This window comes from Arthrobacter cryoconiti (genome assembly GCF_020905375.1).
Classification (GTDB): Bacteria; Actinomycetota; Actinomycetes; order Actinomycetales; family Micrococcaceae; genus Specibacter; species Specibacter cryoconiti.
This window is the reverse complement of the sequence record NZ_JAJJBU010000032.1, coordinates 63,091-79,926: the sequence shown is the minus strand read 5'-3', so window position 1 is coordinate 79,926 and position 16,836 is coordinate 63,091. Positions and strand designations below refer to the sequence as shown.

Annotated in this window: 16 protein-coding genes; 7 read left to right on the top strand and 9 right to left on the bottom strand. The window is 55.8% G+C overall.

Annotation, left to right across the window (positions count from 1 at the left end; all coding sequences use genetic code 11):
• Positions 1–52 precede the first annotated feature (52 nt).
• Positions 53–1,054 carry an SIS domain-containing protein gene (locus LOH53_RS15285; RefSeq protein WP_230068623.1) on the bottom strand — a complete coding sequence of 334 codons (1,002 nt, stop codon included), beginning with the start codon at positions 1,052–1,054 and terminating at the stop codon, positions 53–55.
• 323 nt (positions 1,055–1,377) lie between these two features.
• Here LOH53_RS15285 and LOH53_RS15280 point away from each other — a divergent pair, with 323 nt between their 5' ends.
• The 6 genes from LOH53_RS15280 to LOH53_RS15255 all read left to right on the top strand — a co-directional run bounded on the left by LOH53_RS15280 (position 1,378) and on the right by LOH53_RS15255 (position 6,884).
• Positions 1,378–2,697, top strand: coding sequence for an ABC transporter substrate-binding protein (locus LOH53_RS15280; RefSeq protein ID WP_230068622.1), 1,320 nt, complete (start codon positions 1,378–1,380; stop codon positions 2,695–2,697).
• Between the two features lie 245 nt (positions 2,698–2,942).
• Positions 2,943–3,659, top strand: coding sequence for a carbohydrate ABC transporter permease (locus tag LOH53_RS15275; RefSeq protein ID WP_230068621.1), 717 nt, complete (start codon positions 2,943–2,945; stop codon positions 3,657–3,659).
• A gap of 8 nt (positions 3,660–3,667) precedes the next feature.
• On the top strand, positions 3,668–4,501 hold the full coding sequence (locus LOH53_RS15270; protein WP_230068620.1) for a carbohydrate ABC transporter permease: 834 nt from the start codon (positions 3,668–3,670) through the stop codon (positions 4,499–4,501).
• Between the two features lie 2 nt (positions 4,502–4,503).
• Entirely contained in the window at positions 4,504–5,367 is an 864-nt protein-coding gene (locus LOH53_RS15265; protein ID WP_230068619.1) for a sugar phosphate isomerase/epimerase family protein, read from the top strand.
• 129 nt (positions 5,368–5,496) lie between these two features.
• Positions 5,497–5,724 (top strand): DUF1059 domain-containing protein, encoded by a 228-nt coding sequence (locus tag LOH53_RS15260; protein WP_326832799.1) that lies wholly within the window; start codon positions 5,497–5,499, stop codon positions 5,722–5,724.
• Complete coding sequence (locus LOH53_RS15255) at positions 5,721–6,884, top strand: EAL domain-containing protein (protein ID WP_230068617.1); 1,164 nt, start codon at positions 5,721–5,723, stop codon at positions 6,882–6,884. Before LOH53_RS15260 ends, LOH53_RS15255 begins: the two co-directional genes overlap by 4 nt.
• Positions 6,885–7,018: 134 nt before the next feature.
• Here LOH53_RS15255 and LOH53_RS15250 read toward each other — a convergent pair whose 3' ends face one another.
• From LOH53_RS15250 to LOH53_RS15230, 5 genes are all read right to left on the bottom strand, one after another.
• Positions 7,019–7,963 (bottom strand): esterase/lipase family protein, encoded by a 945-nt coding sequence (locus tag LOH53_RS15250; RefSeq protein WP_230068616.1) that lies wholly within the window; start codon positions 7,961–7,963, stop codon positions 7,019–7,021.
• A gap of 341 nt (positions 7,964–8,304) precedes the next feature.
• Positions 8,305–8,889, bottom strand: coding sequence for an SOUL family heme-binding protein (locus LOH53_RS15245; RefSeq protein ID WP_230068615.1), 585 nt, complete (start codon positions 8,887–8,889; stop codon positions 8,305–8,307).
• A gap of 151 nt (positions 8,890–9,040) precedes the next feature.
• Positions 9,041–9,580, bottom strand: coding sequence for a flavodoxin family protein (locus LOH53_RS15240; RefSeq protein WP_230068614.1), 540 nt, complete (start codon positions 9,578–9,580; stop codon positions 9,041–9,043).
• A 72-nt stretch (positions 9,581–9,652) separates the two neighbouring features.
• The gene (locus LOH53_RS15235; protein WP_230068613.1) at positions 9,653–11,293 is read right to left on the bottom strand and encodes an ABC1 kinase family protein; all 1,641 of its coding nucleotides are present in this window, start codon (positions 11,291–11,293) and stop codon (positions 9,653–9,655) included.
• 96 nt (positions 11,294–11,389) lie between these two features.
• On the bottom strand, positions 11,390–12,046 hold the full coding sequence (locus LOH53_RS15230) for a class I SAM-dependent methyltransferase (protein WP_230068612.1): 657 nt from the start codon (positions 12,044–12,046) through the stop codon (positions 11,390–11,392).
• A gap of 135 nt (positions 12,047–12,181) precedes the next feature.
• Between LOH53_RS15230 and LOH53_RS15225 the strand changes: the two genes are divergently transcribed.
• Positions 12,182–13,603, top strand: a complete 1,422-nt coding sequence (locus tag LOH53_RS15225) for a dihydrolipoyl dehydrogenase family protein (protein WP_230068611.1) — start codon at positions 12,182–12,184, stop codon at positions 13,601–13,603.
• Between the two features lie 35 nt (positions 13,604–13,638).
• Here LOH53_RS15225 and LOH53_RS15220 read toward each other — a convergent pair whose 3' ends face one another.
• From LOH53_RS15220 to LOH53_RS15210, 3 genes are all read right to left on the bottom strand, one after another.
• Positions 13,639–13,887 (bottom strand): MaoC/PaaZ C-terminal domain-containing protein, encoded by a 249-nt coding sequence (locus LOH53_RS15220; protein ID WP_230068610.1) that lies wholly within the window; start codon positions 13,885–13,887, stop codon positions 13,639–13,641.
• A complete protein-coding gene (locus tag LOH53_RS15215) occupies positions 13,884–15,038 on the bottom strand; it encodes an acyl-CoA dehydrogenase family protein (RefSeq protein WP_230068609.1) in 1,155 nt (384 codons plus the stop codon). The genes LOH53_RS15220 and LOH53_RS15215 overlap by 4 nt, the downstream gene beginning before the upstream one ends.
• Before the next feature lie 110 nt (positions 15,039–15,148).
• Positions 15,149–16,831: a long-chain-fatty-acid--CoA ligase gene (locus LOH53_RS15210; protein ID WP_230068608.1), complete on the bottom strand. Its 1,683-nt coding sequence runs from the start codon at positions 16,829–16,831 to the stop codon at positions 15,149–15,151.
• Positions 16,832–16,836 lie beyond the last annotated feature (5 nt).

The window sequence follows — 16,836 nt, the reverse complement described above, 5'->3', positions numbered from 1 at the left end:
CCGGTGGAACTCATGTGGAGCTCCGCCGGCCGCTGGCGAATTCTTGGAGGTCTTAGTATTCGACTACTCGATAGTAGCGACGGAGATCCAACGAGTGGTCGCGTTGCTTCTCCAAATGCTTGCTGATCCGAGAAGCTGCGGTATCAGCGACCAACGGACTGAGCAAGCCTCGGAATTCGGGGCTGATGCCTTCCAATGGGTAGTCGGCGGTATCGACGACAGTGACGTTATGGGAGTACTTGTTGGCGAAATCCACGACCCGATCCATCAAGGGCCTGGTCTCGTCCTCCCCGCGGAATAGCAGCAGGCTTGTGTCCTCCTGGATCAACTCAAGGGAACCGTGGAAGAATTCTGCGCCGTGCACCCTCGTGGTGTGCAGCCATTGCATTTCTTCCAGAATGCACATGGAGTAGAGGTATGTAAATCCCCAAAGATTGCCGGTTCCGGAGAGGAAATGGTAGTTGGTGTCTTTGTGCTTGAGCGCAAAGTCGGAGGCCGGGGCATCGGCCTGCCGGGCCACCTGAACCATGATTTCAGGGATGGCTGCGAGCTCGTCGGCGAACTTTTCGTAGCCGGAGAACTCTCCCCGGTTTGAGAGGAGCCGCGTAGTGAAGAGCAGGAGCTGGACATCAAATGGCCAGGCTTCGGGCTCCGAGATGAGAGCTTCGTCAACCATTGAGGCCAGTGGACTTTCCGCGTAGCCGGTGAACCCGATAGTCAGCGCGCCATGCGCCTTGCAGTATTCGACGGCGCGGAGTGCGTCATCTGTGGTTCCTGACACAGACGTGAACACGGCTACTGTGCCTTCTCCGAGCGAAGCATCTCCAGAGGTGATGAGTTCGGCGGCGATAGCGGAACGAACGGGCAGGGTTGAGAAACGATGCGCTAGATGTTCATAAGGCCAAACGGCCGCAAAGGTTCCACCGGCCCCGACTAGCAGCACATTGCGGATTCCTTTGGTGGTCAGCCGGTCGACGAGTGCTTCGATCTGCGGGCGCAGTGCAACGGTGCTTCGGGACTTTTGTAGGAAAGCGGTTTCATCAAAGCTGAGCATTGGCGGGTCCTTTCAGGGTTCCCAAACGGAGGCGTTGGTTCACGCACAGTGATACCGGTATCACTCGAATGTCATGTTTGCACAGTAAAGGTTGTGCAGTCAATAAGCTACTGCCAATGAGCTCTGAATATCGGCCAATGTGGATCACGTTTGAAGCAATGTAGCGGCCGAGTTCCGCGGTGAACTTCAGGAAACAAAAAAATATTTAGTGAAAATGATACCGGTATCAGGTTTTTTTGTGTAATCTAGTTCACACCCACTCGGCTGTCCTTAGCGGGAGCAAAGCCCTGTACTACACGGATTGAATCCAATGGAGGAATGTAATGAAGAGAAGGACTTTCCTCACCACTGCCGCTGCTGCGGCCGTAGTGACCATGATTTCTGGCTGCGGATCCACTGCGGCTGCACCGTCCGCCGCAGACCCGCAAGCCACTGTGGACTATTCAGGTACCTTGTCCGTCCTGACGAAATTTGGGGGAGACCCGCTCCAGCCGTATTTCGAGAAGATCGCCAAGAGTTATCAGAAAATGCACCCAGAGGTGAAGATCCAGCTCATACAGGAAACTGACCAGAGCATCAAAGATAAGACCAAAACACTCACCGCCTCCGGGGCGCTGCCTGATGTGTATTTCAGCTGGACGGGAAATTGGGCAGAAAATTTTGTCAGCGGTGGGCTGGCTGCAGACCTGAGCGCGGTAATCGGCCCGGACTCTGCGTGGGGGAAGACCTTCGGTGCTGCTTCTGTCGACGCCTTCAAGTTCGACGGCAAGTACTACGGAGTGCCGCTCTACAACGACGCGAAATTCATGGGATACAACAAGGCAATCTTTAGCAAACTCGGAATCAGCGTCCCAAGCACGTTTGACGAGCTCTTGGGCGTATGTGCAAAGATCAAGTCAGCAGGCTACGAGCCCATCGCCTTCGGCAACAAAGACGGTTGGCCAGCCTTGCACTTCGTGCAGCAATTGCTGGCATACAACGTGCCGGCCGCCATACTTGCGGCCGACTACATTCCCTCGACCGCAAAGTTTGACGATCCGGGCTACGTCAAGGCACTGGGGCAGTTCAAGGAATTGGCTGATCAATGCACCGGATCTGGAGCCCAGTCCAATGGAGTGCTTTACAGCACGGCTCAGCAGGCTCTCGCTTCTGGCCAGGCTGCAATGTATTACCAAGAAATCCTAGAGTTCGACAACGTCGATGCGCCCGCCAACCAGATCAGTAAGGACGGGTTCGGGTTCTTTCAACTCCCAGCGCCGTCCGGTGCCAGTGGGGATTCGAAAGCTCTTGAAGGAGCGCCGGAAGGCTATCTGATCAATGCAAAGTCGAAGAACGTGGCACTCGCTGTGGACTTCATGAAGTTCGTCACTGAGAAGGAAAACGCCTCACTCCTGTCATCTGCACCCTATGGGCAACCGAGCACCGTCTTGGGCGCCGTCGATTCCTCCAACTCCTCAGCTTCGGTGGCAGCTGGAGTTGAACAGATCAACAAGGCAGATGTCCTGGTTCCCTGGCTTGACACCGCAAACGTTCCAGACGTTGCGGACACGTGGTTGAGTGCAACTGAAGGCCTGATCACCGGAAACCTCACCCCAAGCCAAGTAATGGACCAAGTTCGTAAAGCATCTGCGGGGGCGAAATAGCCGTTCAGGGGGAAATCCTAACGACTGAGCCAGTAGCCCAGCCCCAGAGGTCAGCCCCCCGTGTTCAAATTTCACCGCGCCGCCATACTCCGCGATGGCAAAATCTTGTCTGGATCCTGCCTGCTCTCATAATTCTGGGCGCTTTTGTTTACTGGCCGCTGATACAAAATCTGTTTTTCAGCGTTACCAAGTGGAACATCTATAGCAATGAACAAGATTTCGTAGGAGCTCGGAACTATAGCAAGATGATGGCCGACCCGGTGTTCTGGACAGCATTGATAAACAATGTTTTCTACGCTGTAGTCTCCGTGATTGTTCAGGTGTCCGGAGCTCTGGCCCTCGCGGCTGTCATCGAAGGGCTGCGTAGCGAGCGCCTGCGCGGCATTCTTCGGGCAACGTACTTCATTCCTTCGGCAATTTCGCTGACAGTAGCTGGTCTGCTCTTTTACTTCATCTATGAGCCAGAGTTGGGTCTGCTCAACGGGCTGCTAGATTCGCTGGGTCTGAACCAGCTGACACAAGCGTGGCTTGGTCAGGAGAACACCGCGATTTGGGGCATCATTGCGATGAGCCAGTGGCAGGGCTTCGGCTACAGCACACTCTTGTTCGCGGTTGCGATCCAGCGGATACCCTCCGAACTCTACGACGCGGCGGCCATTGACGGCGTCGGCGGACTGAAGAAGTTCTGGACAATCACCATGCCACTCACGCGGGAGATGACAGGGCTGATGATGATAGTTACCGTTGCTGGGTCCTTTCAGGTCTTCAACGAAGTCATGGTCATGACGTCAGGGGGGCCAAACAACTCCAGTCAAGTATTGGGAACATGGCTTTATCGGAGCGGTTTCGTTCGGAACGACTTTGGTTATGCAGCTGCGATTGCCACCGTCATTTTCGTCGTCACCATTGTCCTGGCACTGATTCAGCTTTGGTACGGACGTAGGAGGCGGGTGGAATGGTGACTAAGACCATGTCAAAAACAAAGTTCATGGGATCGATCGGACGCATATTTATAGCTTCGTTCTTACTATGCCTGGCCGTCGTTGTTATCTACCCACTGCTATGGATGGTGATGAACGGCTTCAAATCCAACGGGGATATGCTCTCCAGCCCGTTCTCATGGCCGCGCGAACTGAACTGGCAAAACTATGTCAAAGCATGGAATAGGGGAGTCAGTAGCTACCTCACGATCAGCATCCTCGTCACGGTCACCTCAACACTTACCACCATACTTATCAGCGCATGGGCCGCGTATGGGCTGACACGCGTGGCTATCCCATTCAACAGGCTAATGACGACCCTCGTTTTGGGCGGCCTAATGTTAGCCCCCGCAGTGGCGCTTGTACCGCTGGTCAAGCTATTTCAAGCCTTGGGTCTCTACAACACCTACTGGGCTCTGCTCATCCTCTATACCGCCTTCCGCATACCCTTCTGCACTTTCCTCATCCGCTCCTACATGCTGGACCTTCCCAGAGAAGTCGATGAAGCTGCCGAGATGGATGGTGCCAGCCCAGCAGCAACATTCTGGCGTGTCATCTTGCCAATGTGCCGGCCCATCATCGTCTCCGCCGTGGTGCTAAACGTCCTCTTCACCTGGAATGAGTACCTGTTCGCGATGGTCTTCACCAGCGGGGGAGACTTTCAAACGCTCCCAGTGGGGCTGACGTCCCTGATGAGCAAAAACGGCACTGACTATCCGGTCGTTTTCGCCGGGATGGTCATAGCCGCGATACCCGTCGTCGTACTGTTCTTCGCAAGTCAGCGCTACTTCATCCGGGGGCTGGCGGACGGGATGGGTAAATAGCCATGAATGACGATAAACGCGCCGATCCGAGGTTTTGCGGATCCAATTTTGCCTACCAATACTTTCCCTTCACACATTTCCTCAATGACATGGTCGAGCTGGGCCGGAGCAAACTCGAGCTCTGGGGAATCGCACCGCATCTCTCCGTCCCCGAATTGGCGCGAAACGGTGCTTCGCACATAAGCAAACAGCTTCGCGAACGGGAACTGGTAGTTCACTGTTTTACCCCGGAGCAGGTGATGTATCCAATCAACTTGGCCGCGGAGGAGCCCTGGCTTTTGGCTTCTAGCAGACAGAGCATGGAGGAAGCGATCCATGTCGCAGCGCAGCTCGAATCTCCGCTCATGCTTGTCACTGCCGGACGGGGATACGAACATCGGAACATTGCGCCGGCATGGGAGAGAGCCCTGGAGTCTTTGGGCATTTTAGCGGATAAGGCACACCGCGAAGGGATTAGCCTGCTTCTGGAACCGCTTCAGAGGAGCGAATCAAACATCGTAACGACCGCTGCGGAACTCGATAAGATGCTCGGGGAGATCGGCCGGGCAAACGTCCAGGTAGTCCTCGACACCGTGGCTGTGACCGTGGCCGGAGATTCGGTTGAAGACTACTTGCGCCGATTCAAAAAGAGAATTGGGCACGTTCACCTTGTGGACGGTAAGCCTAGCGGCCACTTGGCCTGGGGAGATGGTTACCTGCCACTGGCTGACTACGTCAGTCATCTTGAAGGTTCCGGCTATCAAGGTCAGTACACTTTCGAACTCTTTGGAGACTATGCGAATGACCCCAGGGCGGCATTTCAACGTTGTCTGAGCCGTGCTGTTGCTAGTTGTATCCGGGGGGATGGGTGCGATGTTCCCGCCTAGATGTACACAGCAGAAAATTGATTTAAGACTGCACTGCACTGCGCGGTCCGGTGCACTGCATGTGGGGACTGGGGATAAAGGGGCCAGCATTGGCCGCGAGAGACTCCCCTTTTAGACGTCAACAGGGGATTGCGCAAACCCGTATACTTCTTTCGTCTATCGAATAATAAGGGGTGTGCGTTGAAGTCTTTTGCCTGTGGCGATGTTGTTCCCGGTTGCGAAGCAGTCTGGGTGTGTAGCACTGAAGATGAAATCCTTGCTAGTTTGGCTGGGCATGCTGGTTCAGCCCACGGAATTCACGATGTATCCGCGGAAATGGTGAAAACAGTTCAAGAAGCCATCACCACGGTTTCTTGACGTCCGGAGAAGGCGCAGTCAGCCAGGCAGACACCTTGGGGCCGGCGGAGGCGCGCTGGCTCTCTGATTTAGAGATTGCGTGCCGAGGGGATGGGCTGGAAATAGTTTTCCAGCCCATTGTCGATACTGCGCGTGGAACAATAGTTGGTTACGAATCCCTGTGCAGGTTTCCGGGATTCGTGGAAAAGAACCCAGAAGTTTGGTTCGCTACCGCTCGACGCCTCGGTAAGTCTGCCCGGCTCGAAGCTATGGCGCTGAGGTTAGCGCTGGACATGCGTCCGCTATTACCGCCTAATTGTTTCCTCACTCTCAACGTGTCCCCTGAGCTGCTTGCAACGCAGGAGATTCGGTCCTTGTGGGGTGAACAAGGGAACCTCGGTGGGCTCATCATCGAGCTGACTGAGCAAAGCCGCATAGAGTCCTACGTTGATTTGGAACCAGACCTTGACCGACTTAGGTCCGCAGGAGCTCTGATTGCAGTTGATGACGCAGGGGCAGGCTATGCCGGGTTGCGGCACCTTTTAGCACTCAAACCCGCACTTATTAAGATCGATCGCGAATTAGTTCAAGGTGTGGATCGAGATGAGGCAAAGCGTGCCCTCATCCGCATGTTGGGTATGTTCGCTTCCCAAGTTGACGCGTGGCTTCTTGCCGAAGGCGTAGAAACAGTTGAGGAACTAGATGTCCTAGCTTCTTTGGGGATTCCGTTGGTTCAAGGCTACGTTTTGGCGCGGCCAGCCCCGGCATGGGCTTCACTCGACGTAGACGTAGCTCACCGTCTTGCGTCCAGATCCATCAGTTCCCCCAAAAATACCCTGCGCAATATCATAGAACCTGCAAAGGCTGAACTAACTGTCACTGCAGCATTGTCCGCTTTTCAGGCACATCCTTCGCTGGAGCATGTGGTTCTTTTAGAAGAACATAACCGCCCTGTGGCATTGTTAGGCGCCACGGAAGCGCGGCTGGGAGTGGTAAGTCCTGGGATGCGGGTCAACTTGGACACACCCGTAAGCCAGGCTTTGCAACGAGCAATTACACGTCCGGAATCCGGTAGATTTCAGCCTCTGTTGGTGACCGATAACGCCGGTAGGTTCGTGGGAATCGCCCGTCTGGAACGGCTCATTACCGCCCTGAGTGATCAATTTAGTGCCGAAAATTAGAACCGTGGGCCAAGTGAACACGGCAGCAAACGAAACGTTCGCTAGTCGGGCAGAAATCTATAGTCCGGGGGCAGGCTGCTAGCCGAGGGCCTGTCCCGTCCGAAGACGAAACCGGCACCCGGTATCACAGTTGTTTATAAGAACGGTGTTCCGTAGTCGCGGCATGATGGCCTGAAACTGCTGGGACCATCGTTGAGCGCATTCATGGTGAATTGCAAAGTTGGGTCATCAAGGTACATGCCAATGTGACCGGTGAGGTCAAACGGGCAGTAATCCTGGATGTGCACGTTGTGGGCAGGTGTGGGCAAAACTCCATTGGTGTAAGGGGTCAAAACCTCGTCATACGTGCTGAAAATAGAGGTGTACTTTGGGCCCGCGGGAAGTGGAATTGACGCGAGGTTCGTGATGAACGGGCTGCCAGCGAGCTGATCTTGGACGCCCTGTGCACTGAGCACTGCGTACTGCGGCGGGATGAAGCCTAGGGCTCCTATGGCTTTACTGAGCGAATCCAGGCCAGATCCTGTGGTTCCGTTAGAACTCTGGGCCCAGCCGACGTAGTGGGCGACTTTGTCCGAACCGCCTGCTTGCTTGATGTAGGCGATGGGGAGCAGCCCGCCTTGGGACCATCCAACCATGTCTACTTTGCTAGCACCGGTAGCTGTGCGCACGTGCTCAACGAAAGCGGCGAGCTCGGTAACGGAACTCTCTACTGGGGCAAGCCCGGACATGCGCCCAAGCGAGGCAGAGTTGAAGCCGTAGTTCAGGGCGAAGACGCAGTAACCTGAGTTCTTCAAACGGGGTGCCATCTTCACAAATGTCGCTCCATGATTGAAGAACGTGCCCGGAATGAGAATGACTGGATTAGGGTGCTCAGCGGTAGGTTTGCAGTTCCAGTCGTTGGTACCAACGCTCGTGTCGGGGGATGCCACAAATTTGAAGACTGAATTTGCTATGCCACCCTCAGGAACGTCCGCCCGGGCTGGTGCACTGAATCCAAGAAGAAGAGCGCAGGCCGTTGCAGCGGCAAAGATGACCTTGCGGGTTTTGGCGTGCTTTTGGGGATTCGTTGGTCGTTTCACATGTTCCTCCATCGTCGAGACATCATTGCTCGTACAGCTCCTGACACGCTGTGCCAAATTTGCAAGCGGCGTAGAGGACGGTAGTTCCCGTGGTGCCATCTGCACAGTTCAGACCCATACCGACAACAAAGAACTATTGAGGTATTTCCCTGATAAGCCGTTGGGTTTTGGCTTATGTTGAACAACTGTACGGTTTTTTATGTTTCCGTACAATGGGTGTTCATAATTTTTGACCGTGGTGAGCTGGGCAAGCTACAGCTGACGGCTCGAAGACGCGGTTTAGGCGAAAATGGAGCTATGTTATCCACTAATTTTTCTAGAGTCGGCAGCCCGCCTTAGACTCAGACTGAACTTTCCATATTAATCATGATCTCGTTGTGGCGCATAAACCAAGGCTTCATCGGCGGATCGAACCTGGCGAAACGTGGCGCACCAAGAGAGCTGAAGCCAGCCTCTTTCATGGCACTCCTCAAAGTGGTCAAGTGCCGTTCGTAACTCTGCGCACTCCATCTGCCGCTGAACCGGATGACCGCCGCAGTGCTTTCCGGAACTACCCTAAGAACAACGCGAGGGTTAGTCGGCCAAGGAGCATTCTCAAGTGTGAAACCTTCCGGTAAGACAAAGGCAACCCGATAACTCTCGGATCCGATATCCGTAGCCGGATCTGAGACTTCCTGCTGAAGAACCGGGGCAGTCATTTCAATTTTCATCGAAGCCACGTCCTGCACCACAGGTGCGGTCATTGCCACTTTCTGGTTGGTCCGGTTCTCTCCGGCGATATAGGCAAAAAGAAACCGGAACGCGCGGTTCCCGGCGTCCTCGAATGAGCTCTCAATGTTGACTTGTGCCACAATATGTTCCGGGTAGAGCCGGACCTCAAAGTGTTCGAACTTACGGATAACTTGGTAAGGCAGTTCTTCAGTCATTTAGCCACGGTACTCCTGGCCCTAAAACGATGCCAGGAGAAGTGCTCCAGCGTTAGTCCTGCGCTGTTAAACCTGCGCTGAGGCGCGGTTGGCTTAGGCCCCGGGACGAATAGATCGGTGGTCACTATGCACAGGGCCGTGTCAAGCAGTCTTAGTGGTGAATGTACGTTTCCATGGCTTTGCCCACATTGGTGCCCCATTCGCGAGCTCTAGCTAGCTCTATTTCAGGGAGGATGTTCTCTTTTGACACCAAGAAGCTCATGGGAGATACGACGGCGCGCGAGCCTCGTTTTGTTAGCGCATGTTCTATGTGCCCGGAGGCAGCTCCCGTCAGGATCTGCATCATATCTACTCGGGTGTCGAACGCCGCACACAGTGCGGGGACCAGATCAAGGCTTTTCATCCACTCGCGTACCCCCGTTCCGGGTGATGATGGTTCCAGCGCTAGGCTCTTAGCAGCGTCCTTCGTCCGGGCTCTTGCTTCTTCGCGTGACGACGATCGGCTCATGCCGTGGACATGCGTAGGCCCGCCCAGAACCAACAAATCAGCAAAGCGCGTAGCTTCCCCGGAGCGTGGATCGTTGACGTTGGCTGTGACAACCACGCCGAAGGGGGTGAGCCCCTCAGCGATGGCCTCAGCAATTTTGCGTGTGTTGCCGAACATGGACTCATAGACGACGACGATGCTCATCGTACTGGCCTTTCTTACCGCTGATGGGTTGGTGGATCATGCCGTAAAACGGTGGTGAAGAGAAAGCAACGCCTAGTTGACACCGGGTCGGCGCCGCGAAGTCCAAGCCAGATAGCCGCCCAAGGCCGCTACTACTCCAACACCACCGGCAACCAAGGGGTTTTGCCACGTCCGCAGCTTGTCTTGGTCCGCTGCTGTCAGTTCACCAATCCCTCGCAGAAACGCGGCAGCTATCATTCCAGCCACAAGACGGTTGCCTATTCTTTCAGCCCGAGCCACCAGAGGAGCCAATTCGGCCGCGCGCAAATGGACCTCGACGCCGTCGTCCAAGTGATCAACTAAGCTGCGGAACCTCTCTGGCAGATCGGCGGCAAGAACCGCTGCATCCAATCCCCACTGGGAGAGGTTGTGGACAAAGTCGTGGGGGATCGCGCGGTCGAAAGCTAGCCGGCTGACATAAGGCTTGACGACTGTCCCTAAGTTGAAGTTCGGATTTAGTCGGGCACCCATTCCTTCAGTCATAAAAATCATTTTGGTAAGCATGGCTATATCGCTGGGCAGTTGAAGATGGTGGTTTCGCACAATACCCAAGATTTGTTCAATGAGAGGCGAAATTTCAATTTGGCCCAACGGACGTCCTTGATATGTCTTAATGAAGCGCCGAATGTCTTGGCGGAACTTTCCACGATCCGTGGTGGGGCGATTGATCGAGAGTTCCACCAGTGCTCGGGCGATCCGGTCTGCGTCGTTTGAGCTCAGGGCCAACAATAAGTTCCCCAGGTGTCCACGGAGCTCCTTGTCGACTTCACCCACCATGCCAAAATCGATCAGGGCAATTCGAGCACTTGATTCAACAAACAGATTGCCAGGGTGCGGATCTGCGTGGAAAAAACCGTCGTCGAAGATCATTTTGACGGCAGCCTTCGCTGCTAGATCCGCCAGAATATTTTTCTCGGCAGCTGGCATGGCAAGGACTTCTTCGTCGTCGATCTTTAAGCCAAAAATTCGCTCGATTGTCAGTACTCTGGACGTGGTCGTGGACCAGTAAATTTTGGGAATGTGGATGCTGGGATCGTCGGCGAAATTCTTGGCGAACCGTTCTGCGTTGCGTCCTTCTTGCAGGTAGTCGAGTTCGGCGCGCAGCGTTGCAGCGAAGCTGGCAGAAATTGCCTCAAGGTTGTAATCGGCGACGGCAGCCCAGTTGCGGCTCACCTGCTGGGCCAAGTTTTGCAGGATTTCCAGATCCTCCTGCACTGCTGCCACGACTCCCGGACGTCTGACCTTGATCACGACAGCGGTCCCGTCATGCAAGGTTGCTGCATGAGCCTGACCAATCGAAGCGCTTGCCAAGGGAACATCGCTAAAGCTGGCAAAAAGTTTCTCTGGTGTTTCCCCCAACTCTTGTTCGATCAGGGACCTGATAATGGCCGCAGGCACTTCTGGAGCGCTACTTTGAAGTTTGGACAGCTCACGCAGATAGTCCGGCGGCAACATATCAGGGCGTGTGGAAAGGACCTGGCCTAGTTTAATAAAGGTCGGCCCGAGTTCTTCTAGTGCACGCCTCAACCGTTCTGGATTGGAAAGTTCCTCGCTGCGCTCTGGCCCAGACCCAAGGTTTAGCCGACCCAGACCCATCCTTGCGGCCACGGAGCCCAAGCCATGCCGCACCAAAACTTGTGCCACCTCTGCATACCGTTCAAAATGGTTTCCCATCTAATGCCCCTTTCATGGAGAACTCAGAACGGTTTACTACTGTAGCTGCGTCAATTTTAAGTGGAGATGACGAGCCACCAATAGAGTCGAAGGTCCTCATTCGTTGTGCAGCGGCAGTGTGGTTCCTGACCGGATTTGGAGATGGCCAGCACGCGCCGATCCCCGGACGACGTCGGCGCACTGTTCTTCGAGTGCCCGCCAGGGGGCGGCATGGATGTTGGAACCGCCCAGCGCGCAGGCAAGCCGAGCAAGCGGCGTCAGCCAACGTGCTCCACCTAGGGGGTCCGCCATGTCAACTACACAGACCCTGCCGTGCGTATCAAGAAGGGCGGTCATGGTCTTCCAGGCTCGCTGCCAGTCGTTCATGAGCGAGAGCGAATAGGTGGCCAACGCAGCACCAGACAAAGCTGATCCTCCTGCCTCCTGGATGCGTGTGGAGAGAGTTTCAGGGTCCGTCAACGCCATATCCGCCTGCAACAATATGACATTGTCCCAGCGGTGATTCTCTACGCGGCGGCGGGCCTGGTGGAGCATTGCGGCACTGCGGTCAATGCCGATGATCGTACCGCTGGCGCCGACGCTTTGTTGCAGTAGAGCGAAGTTAAGCCCCGTTCCACAGCCGATGTCCAGCACTTGTTGGCCGTTACCAGAAGCTAACGCAGTGATACCCAGAACCCTCCCAGAATGATAGATGGGGTATTCCCCGGAGAGTAAGTTATAAAAAGGAGCAAAGCGGGTGTAACGGTCTCCCACGGCGGTTCCTTTCTGTACATTCGGGCTCGTTCTGCGCAGGGCTTCTGCACACAGGGCTTCTTCGGCAGTGGCTCCGGCAGAGGCGCCTCCTACGGATTTATGACAGCATTCAATCTCACTGAAAAGGAGTCCACCATGATAGTCAAGCACCAAAAAGTTGACTTGCTGGTAGTCGGTGGAGGTACGGCAGGAATAGTGGGTGCCATGACGGCTGCCGGGTTCGGGGCCCGGACCATGTTGGTCGAGCAGTCGCGTACAGGAGGTGACTGCCTATGGACTGGTTGTGTTCCGTCCAAGACGCTGCTTTCAGCAGCTGCGCATGCCGCGACCATTCGGACGCTGACGGGGCAATCACCACAATTCGCTGACGTCCAAAAACGAATCTTGGCCGCCATCAAAACCATCGAGCCAGTTGATTCACCTCAGGCGCTAGAAGCAGCCGGAGTAGCCGTGGTCAAGGGCGCCTTGACGTTCCTTGCCCCTGGTGTTGCGGAGGTCGACGGCGAGCGGCATAGTTTCCGGCAAGCGCTCGTTGCCAGCGGTGGAACACCGAGAATTAATGTGATCCCCGGGTTGGCTGAGAACTTGGTGCTGACTTCTGAGACCGTGTGGGAAATAGAAAGGCTTCCGGAGCGGCTGGTCATCGTGGGGGGTGGTCGCATCGCGTGTGAGCTTGGTCAGGCCCTAGCCCGTCTGGGAGCAGAAGTGAGCCTGGTGATCCGATCTTGCCTTCTGCCACAGGAGGACCCGGAGGCGGCAATGCTGGTGAAAAGTTCGCTTGAATCTGACGGCGTCAAAATCTTAGAGGGTGACGTGATTACGAGTGCGGAAAGCACGCCACGGGGAACCCGACTCCGACTGATGAACGGAAAGACCATTGAAGCTGACAAGGTCCTGATGGCTATAGGACGTTCCCCCCGGACGGGCGGACTTCACCTAGAACGGGTGGGTGTGGACTTGGACGCTGGCGGTCACATTGTTACGGATGCGAGGATGAGGACCAGTAACCCGCTCATCTGGGCTGCTGGGGATGTAACGGCGAACCCACAATTCACGCATTTGGCGGGCGTCCACGCCTCCGTGGCCGCTGCCAATGCAGTCCTTGGATTGCAACGCCGCGTTAGCGAGACCGTGCCTCGAGTGACTTTTACTTCCCCGGAAGTGGCCGCCGTCGGGCTTACCACAGCCGCAAAAAGCTCAGGGCACCGCATAGTGAGTGTTTCCCACGCGCACGTGGATAGGGCCGTCGCCGAAGATGACACAACAGGGTTCACCAGATTGGTGGTCAATAGTCGTGGAAAAGTTCTTGGCGGCACCATCGTCGGACCGCGGGCAGGGGAAGCCCTGGCCGAATTGACGCTGGCTGTCCAGAAAGGCTTGAGCACTTCAGACATCGCTGGGACAACTCATCCTTACCCCACGTATTCGGACGGAGTGTGGAACGCTGCCGTCATGGACGTCAGGGGGCGCCTCAGCTCTCCAGTGACAGGGAAAGCGTTGTCTGCGTTGTTGTGGGGACGGCGGCGTTGGCTAGATATCAGTGGTCTTCGACGCTGACAACAAAAACCCAGAATTCTCCGAGCCGTTCCAGCCTACCCCTTTACGTTAAGCACGCCCAGCACCGAAAGTCGCTGAAAAATTGAAAGCGTATGCAGGCCGCTGGCAATCAGCCCGCCAAAATGACTTTCGTGGGCGGTCTCGGGATCAGTGTGAAAGTACTGGCTGTCCCACTCCGAGGCGAAGCGAATGATCTCCGCCTCGGAGACTGAATGGGAGCCAAGATCGACGCTCTGACCAACGGGAAGGTGCTCCGCGGCCAGCCGTGACAATTTAGGCGTCATAGCGATCTGGCGACCAGTTCCTTCATGATCTCGTTCGTTCCACCATAGATTTTCTGAACACGTGCTGCCACGAACCTGCGGGCTATGGGGTACTCGATCATGTATCCATAGCCCCCAAAGATCTGCAGACAGCGATCGATGACTTTGTTCTGCATATCGGTGCACCAGAACTTTGCCAACGAAGCCGTCGGCGCGTCGAGATCCCCAGTGACATGAGTACTAATGCAGTGGTCGATCAGTGTTCGGGCGGCGAGGCTGTCGGCGACGCATTCCGCGAGCACGAACCGGGTATTTTGGAAACCCAATAGGTTCTGGCCGAAGGCTTCGCGATCTTTCGCGTACGCCGTCGTCTCGCGGAGCGCATATTCACACTCGGCAGCGGACGCTACAGCGATCGCAAGGCGTTCCTGCGGAAGCTGCTGCATAAGCTGGATGAAACCGTGGCCCTCTACGCCACCGAGCACATTGCCTGCGGGAACTCGCATATCCACAAACGCGAGCTCGCGGGTATCCTGACCGTGCATGCCGATCTTTTCCATGACGCGCCCACGCTCAAACCCGGCCAGGTCTGTGGTTTCGGCGACGATCAGAGACAATCCTTTACCGCCCTTATTATCGCCTGTGCGGGCGACGATAACCAGAAGATCGCAATGAGTGGCATTGGTGATGAACGTCTTGGCGCCGTTGATGACGTAGTTCTCACCATCCAGTTTGGCCCGGGTACGGACACTTTGAAGGTCGGAGCCCGTGGTCGGCTCGGTCATCGCGATGGCCCCAACGAGTTCGCCGGAGGCCATGCCGGGGAGCCAACGCTGCTTCTGCTCTTCCGTGCCGAATGCGGCAATGTAGTGTGCCACGATGGTGCTGTGAACCACATTTCCCCAGGCTGAGTCAGCTATGCGGGACTGTTCTTCCATGATGACGGCTTCATGGGCGAAGGTGCCGCCACCTCCACCGTATTCCTCCGGAATGCTGATGCACAGCAGCCCGGCTTCCCCTGCTAGCCGCCAAAAATCTCGATCGACCGCATGTTGCTGAGCCCAACGGGCTTGGTGTGGCGCAGATTCCTTTTCCAAGAAGGCACGCGTCATGTCCCGAAGATCATCAAGTTCTTCCGTGTGCCACGGCGAAACATAGTTATCTAAAATCATGGTGGTACTCCTATTTTCTTTCAAGTGCTGCGTGCGTTGATAGGTAATTTCTTCGGCGAAAAGACCCATAGCTACTATCGAGTGCCCGGTGCCGCTGGCGGGGCCGCCGGTCAGGTGTCCGAAGACGCTCTCGCGTAAACGTCCGAGTGCTGGCTACGGATGACTTTCTTGTCAAACTTACCCACACTGGTGCGCGGGATTTCGTTCACAAGTTCCATAGCCTCAGGGAGTTGCCAGCTAGCGAATGCGGAAGACAGATGTGTCCGGACGTCCTCAAGCGTAATGGTTGCCCCGCTCGTAGGCACCAGAAGCACGAAGGGCCTTTCCTGCCACTTGGGGTGGGGAAGACCCACGACGGCGGCCTCTGCGACGTCCGGATGATTCAGCAGCAGATTCTCCATGTCGATCGAGGAAGTCCACTCTCCACCGCTCTTGATGACGTCCTTGATTCTGTCGGTGACCTTCAAATAGCCATCAGAGTCTATTGTTCCCACATCGCCGCTACGCCAGTAACCGTCAACAAAGCGACCCTCCGCATCCTCTGCGGGCATATTGTGATAGCTGCGCGTGATCCAGGGTCCGCGTACGCAAATCTCTCCCTGGGTCACACCATCCCACACCACATCCTGATCGGAACCGTCGAGCAGACGGATATCGACGCCAGATACGGGCAGTCCCTGCTTACGTTTAAGATCAAGGAGTTCCTCCGAAGTCAGGTGTTCGCGGACACTTGCCTTATACCGGTTCATCGTTACCAGTGGTGTTGTTTCTGTAGCGCCGTAGGCGTGCACTGTCTCAGCGCCCGTGAGCTCCTCGAAGCCGCGCATCAGGGCTAAAGGTGGTTCGGTGGCACCGGATAACATGCGCAAGCGGCTCAGATCCGGGGCAACCTCGAGTGAACGGATGTAGTGGAGCATGGGGATGAAGATGACCGGCGCACCGTTGGTGATGGTGACGCCCTCGGCAATGAGCGCATCTGTCAAAGCGCCGGTGTCCTCTGCCTGGTAGCGGCCCGGCAAGATGATCTTGTTAGCCATTAGCGTTGCAGCCTGTGGCAGGCCCCAAGCCTGTCCGTGGAACATCGGGGTGATCAACATGGTGCAGTCGTTGAGTGTCATCCCGGTGTTCGCCGCAATCGCGTAGGAGTGTAAGTAGATGGCCCGGTGTGAGTAGAAGACGCCCTTGGGGCGGCCCGTTGTGCCGGTGGTGTAGCAGGCGCTGTAGGCGGAACGCTCGTCAATCTCTGGCCAATCGATCTCCGGTGAGCTGGCAGCGATGAGGTCCTCGTAGTGATGGGCATTGGGGAGCGTAGTCTGGATTTGAGACATTGGCTTGTCCGTCATGATGATCCACGTTGTGACGCTGGGCATAGACGGAGCCACGGCTTCTGCCAACGGCAACAGCGATTCATCGACGCAAATAACAGACGTTTCACTGTCGCTGATGACGTAGCTAAGATCTTCAGGCCCCAGTCGAAGATTGAGTTGGACCATGACGGCAGCAATACCGGGGATGGCCCAGTACAGTTCAAAGTGCCGGCGGCTGTTCCAATCAATGATTCCAACCCTGGTGGCCGGGCCAACTCCTAGCTTGCGCAACGCATTGGCGCCGCGCTTTATTCGCTCATATGCGCCCGCATAGTTATACCGCTCCCAACCACCGTCAGCGCTGCGGTACACAATCTCGCGCTCTCCGTGGGTGCGGGCGGCATGGCGGATCAGTGTGGTGGTGTTGAGTTGGACGTCGTCGCCCATAGTGGAGGGAAATCCGGAAAAAATTCGCTGTGAATGCATCGTGA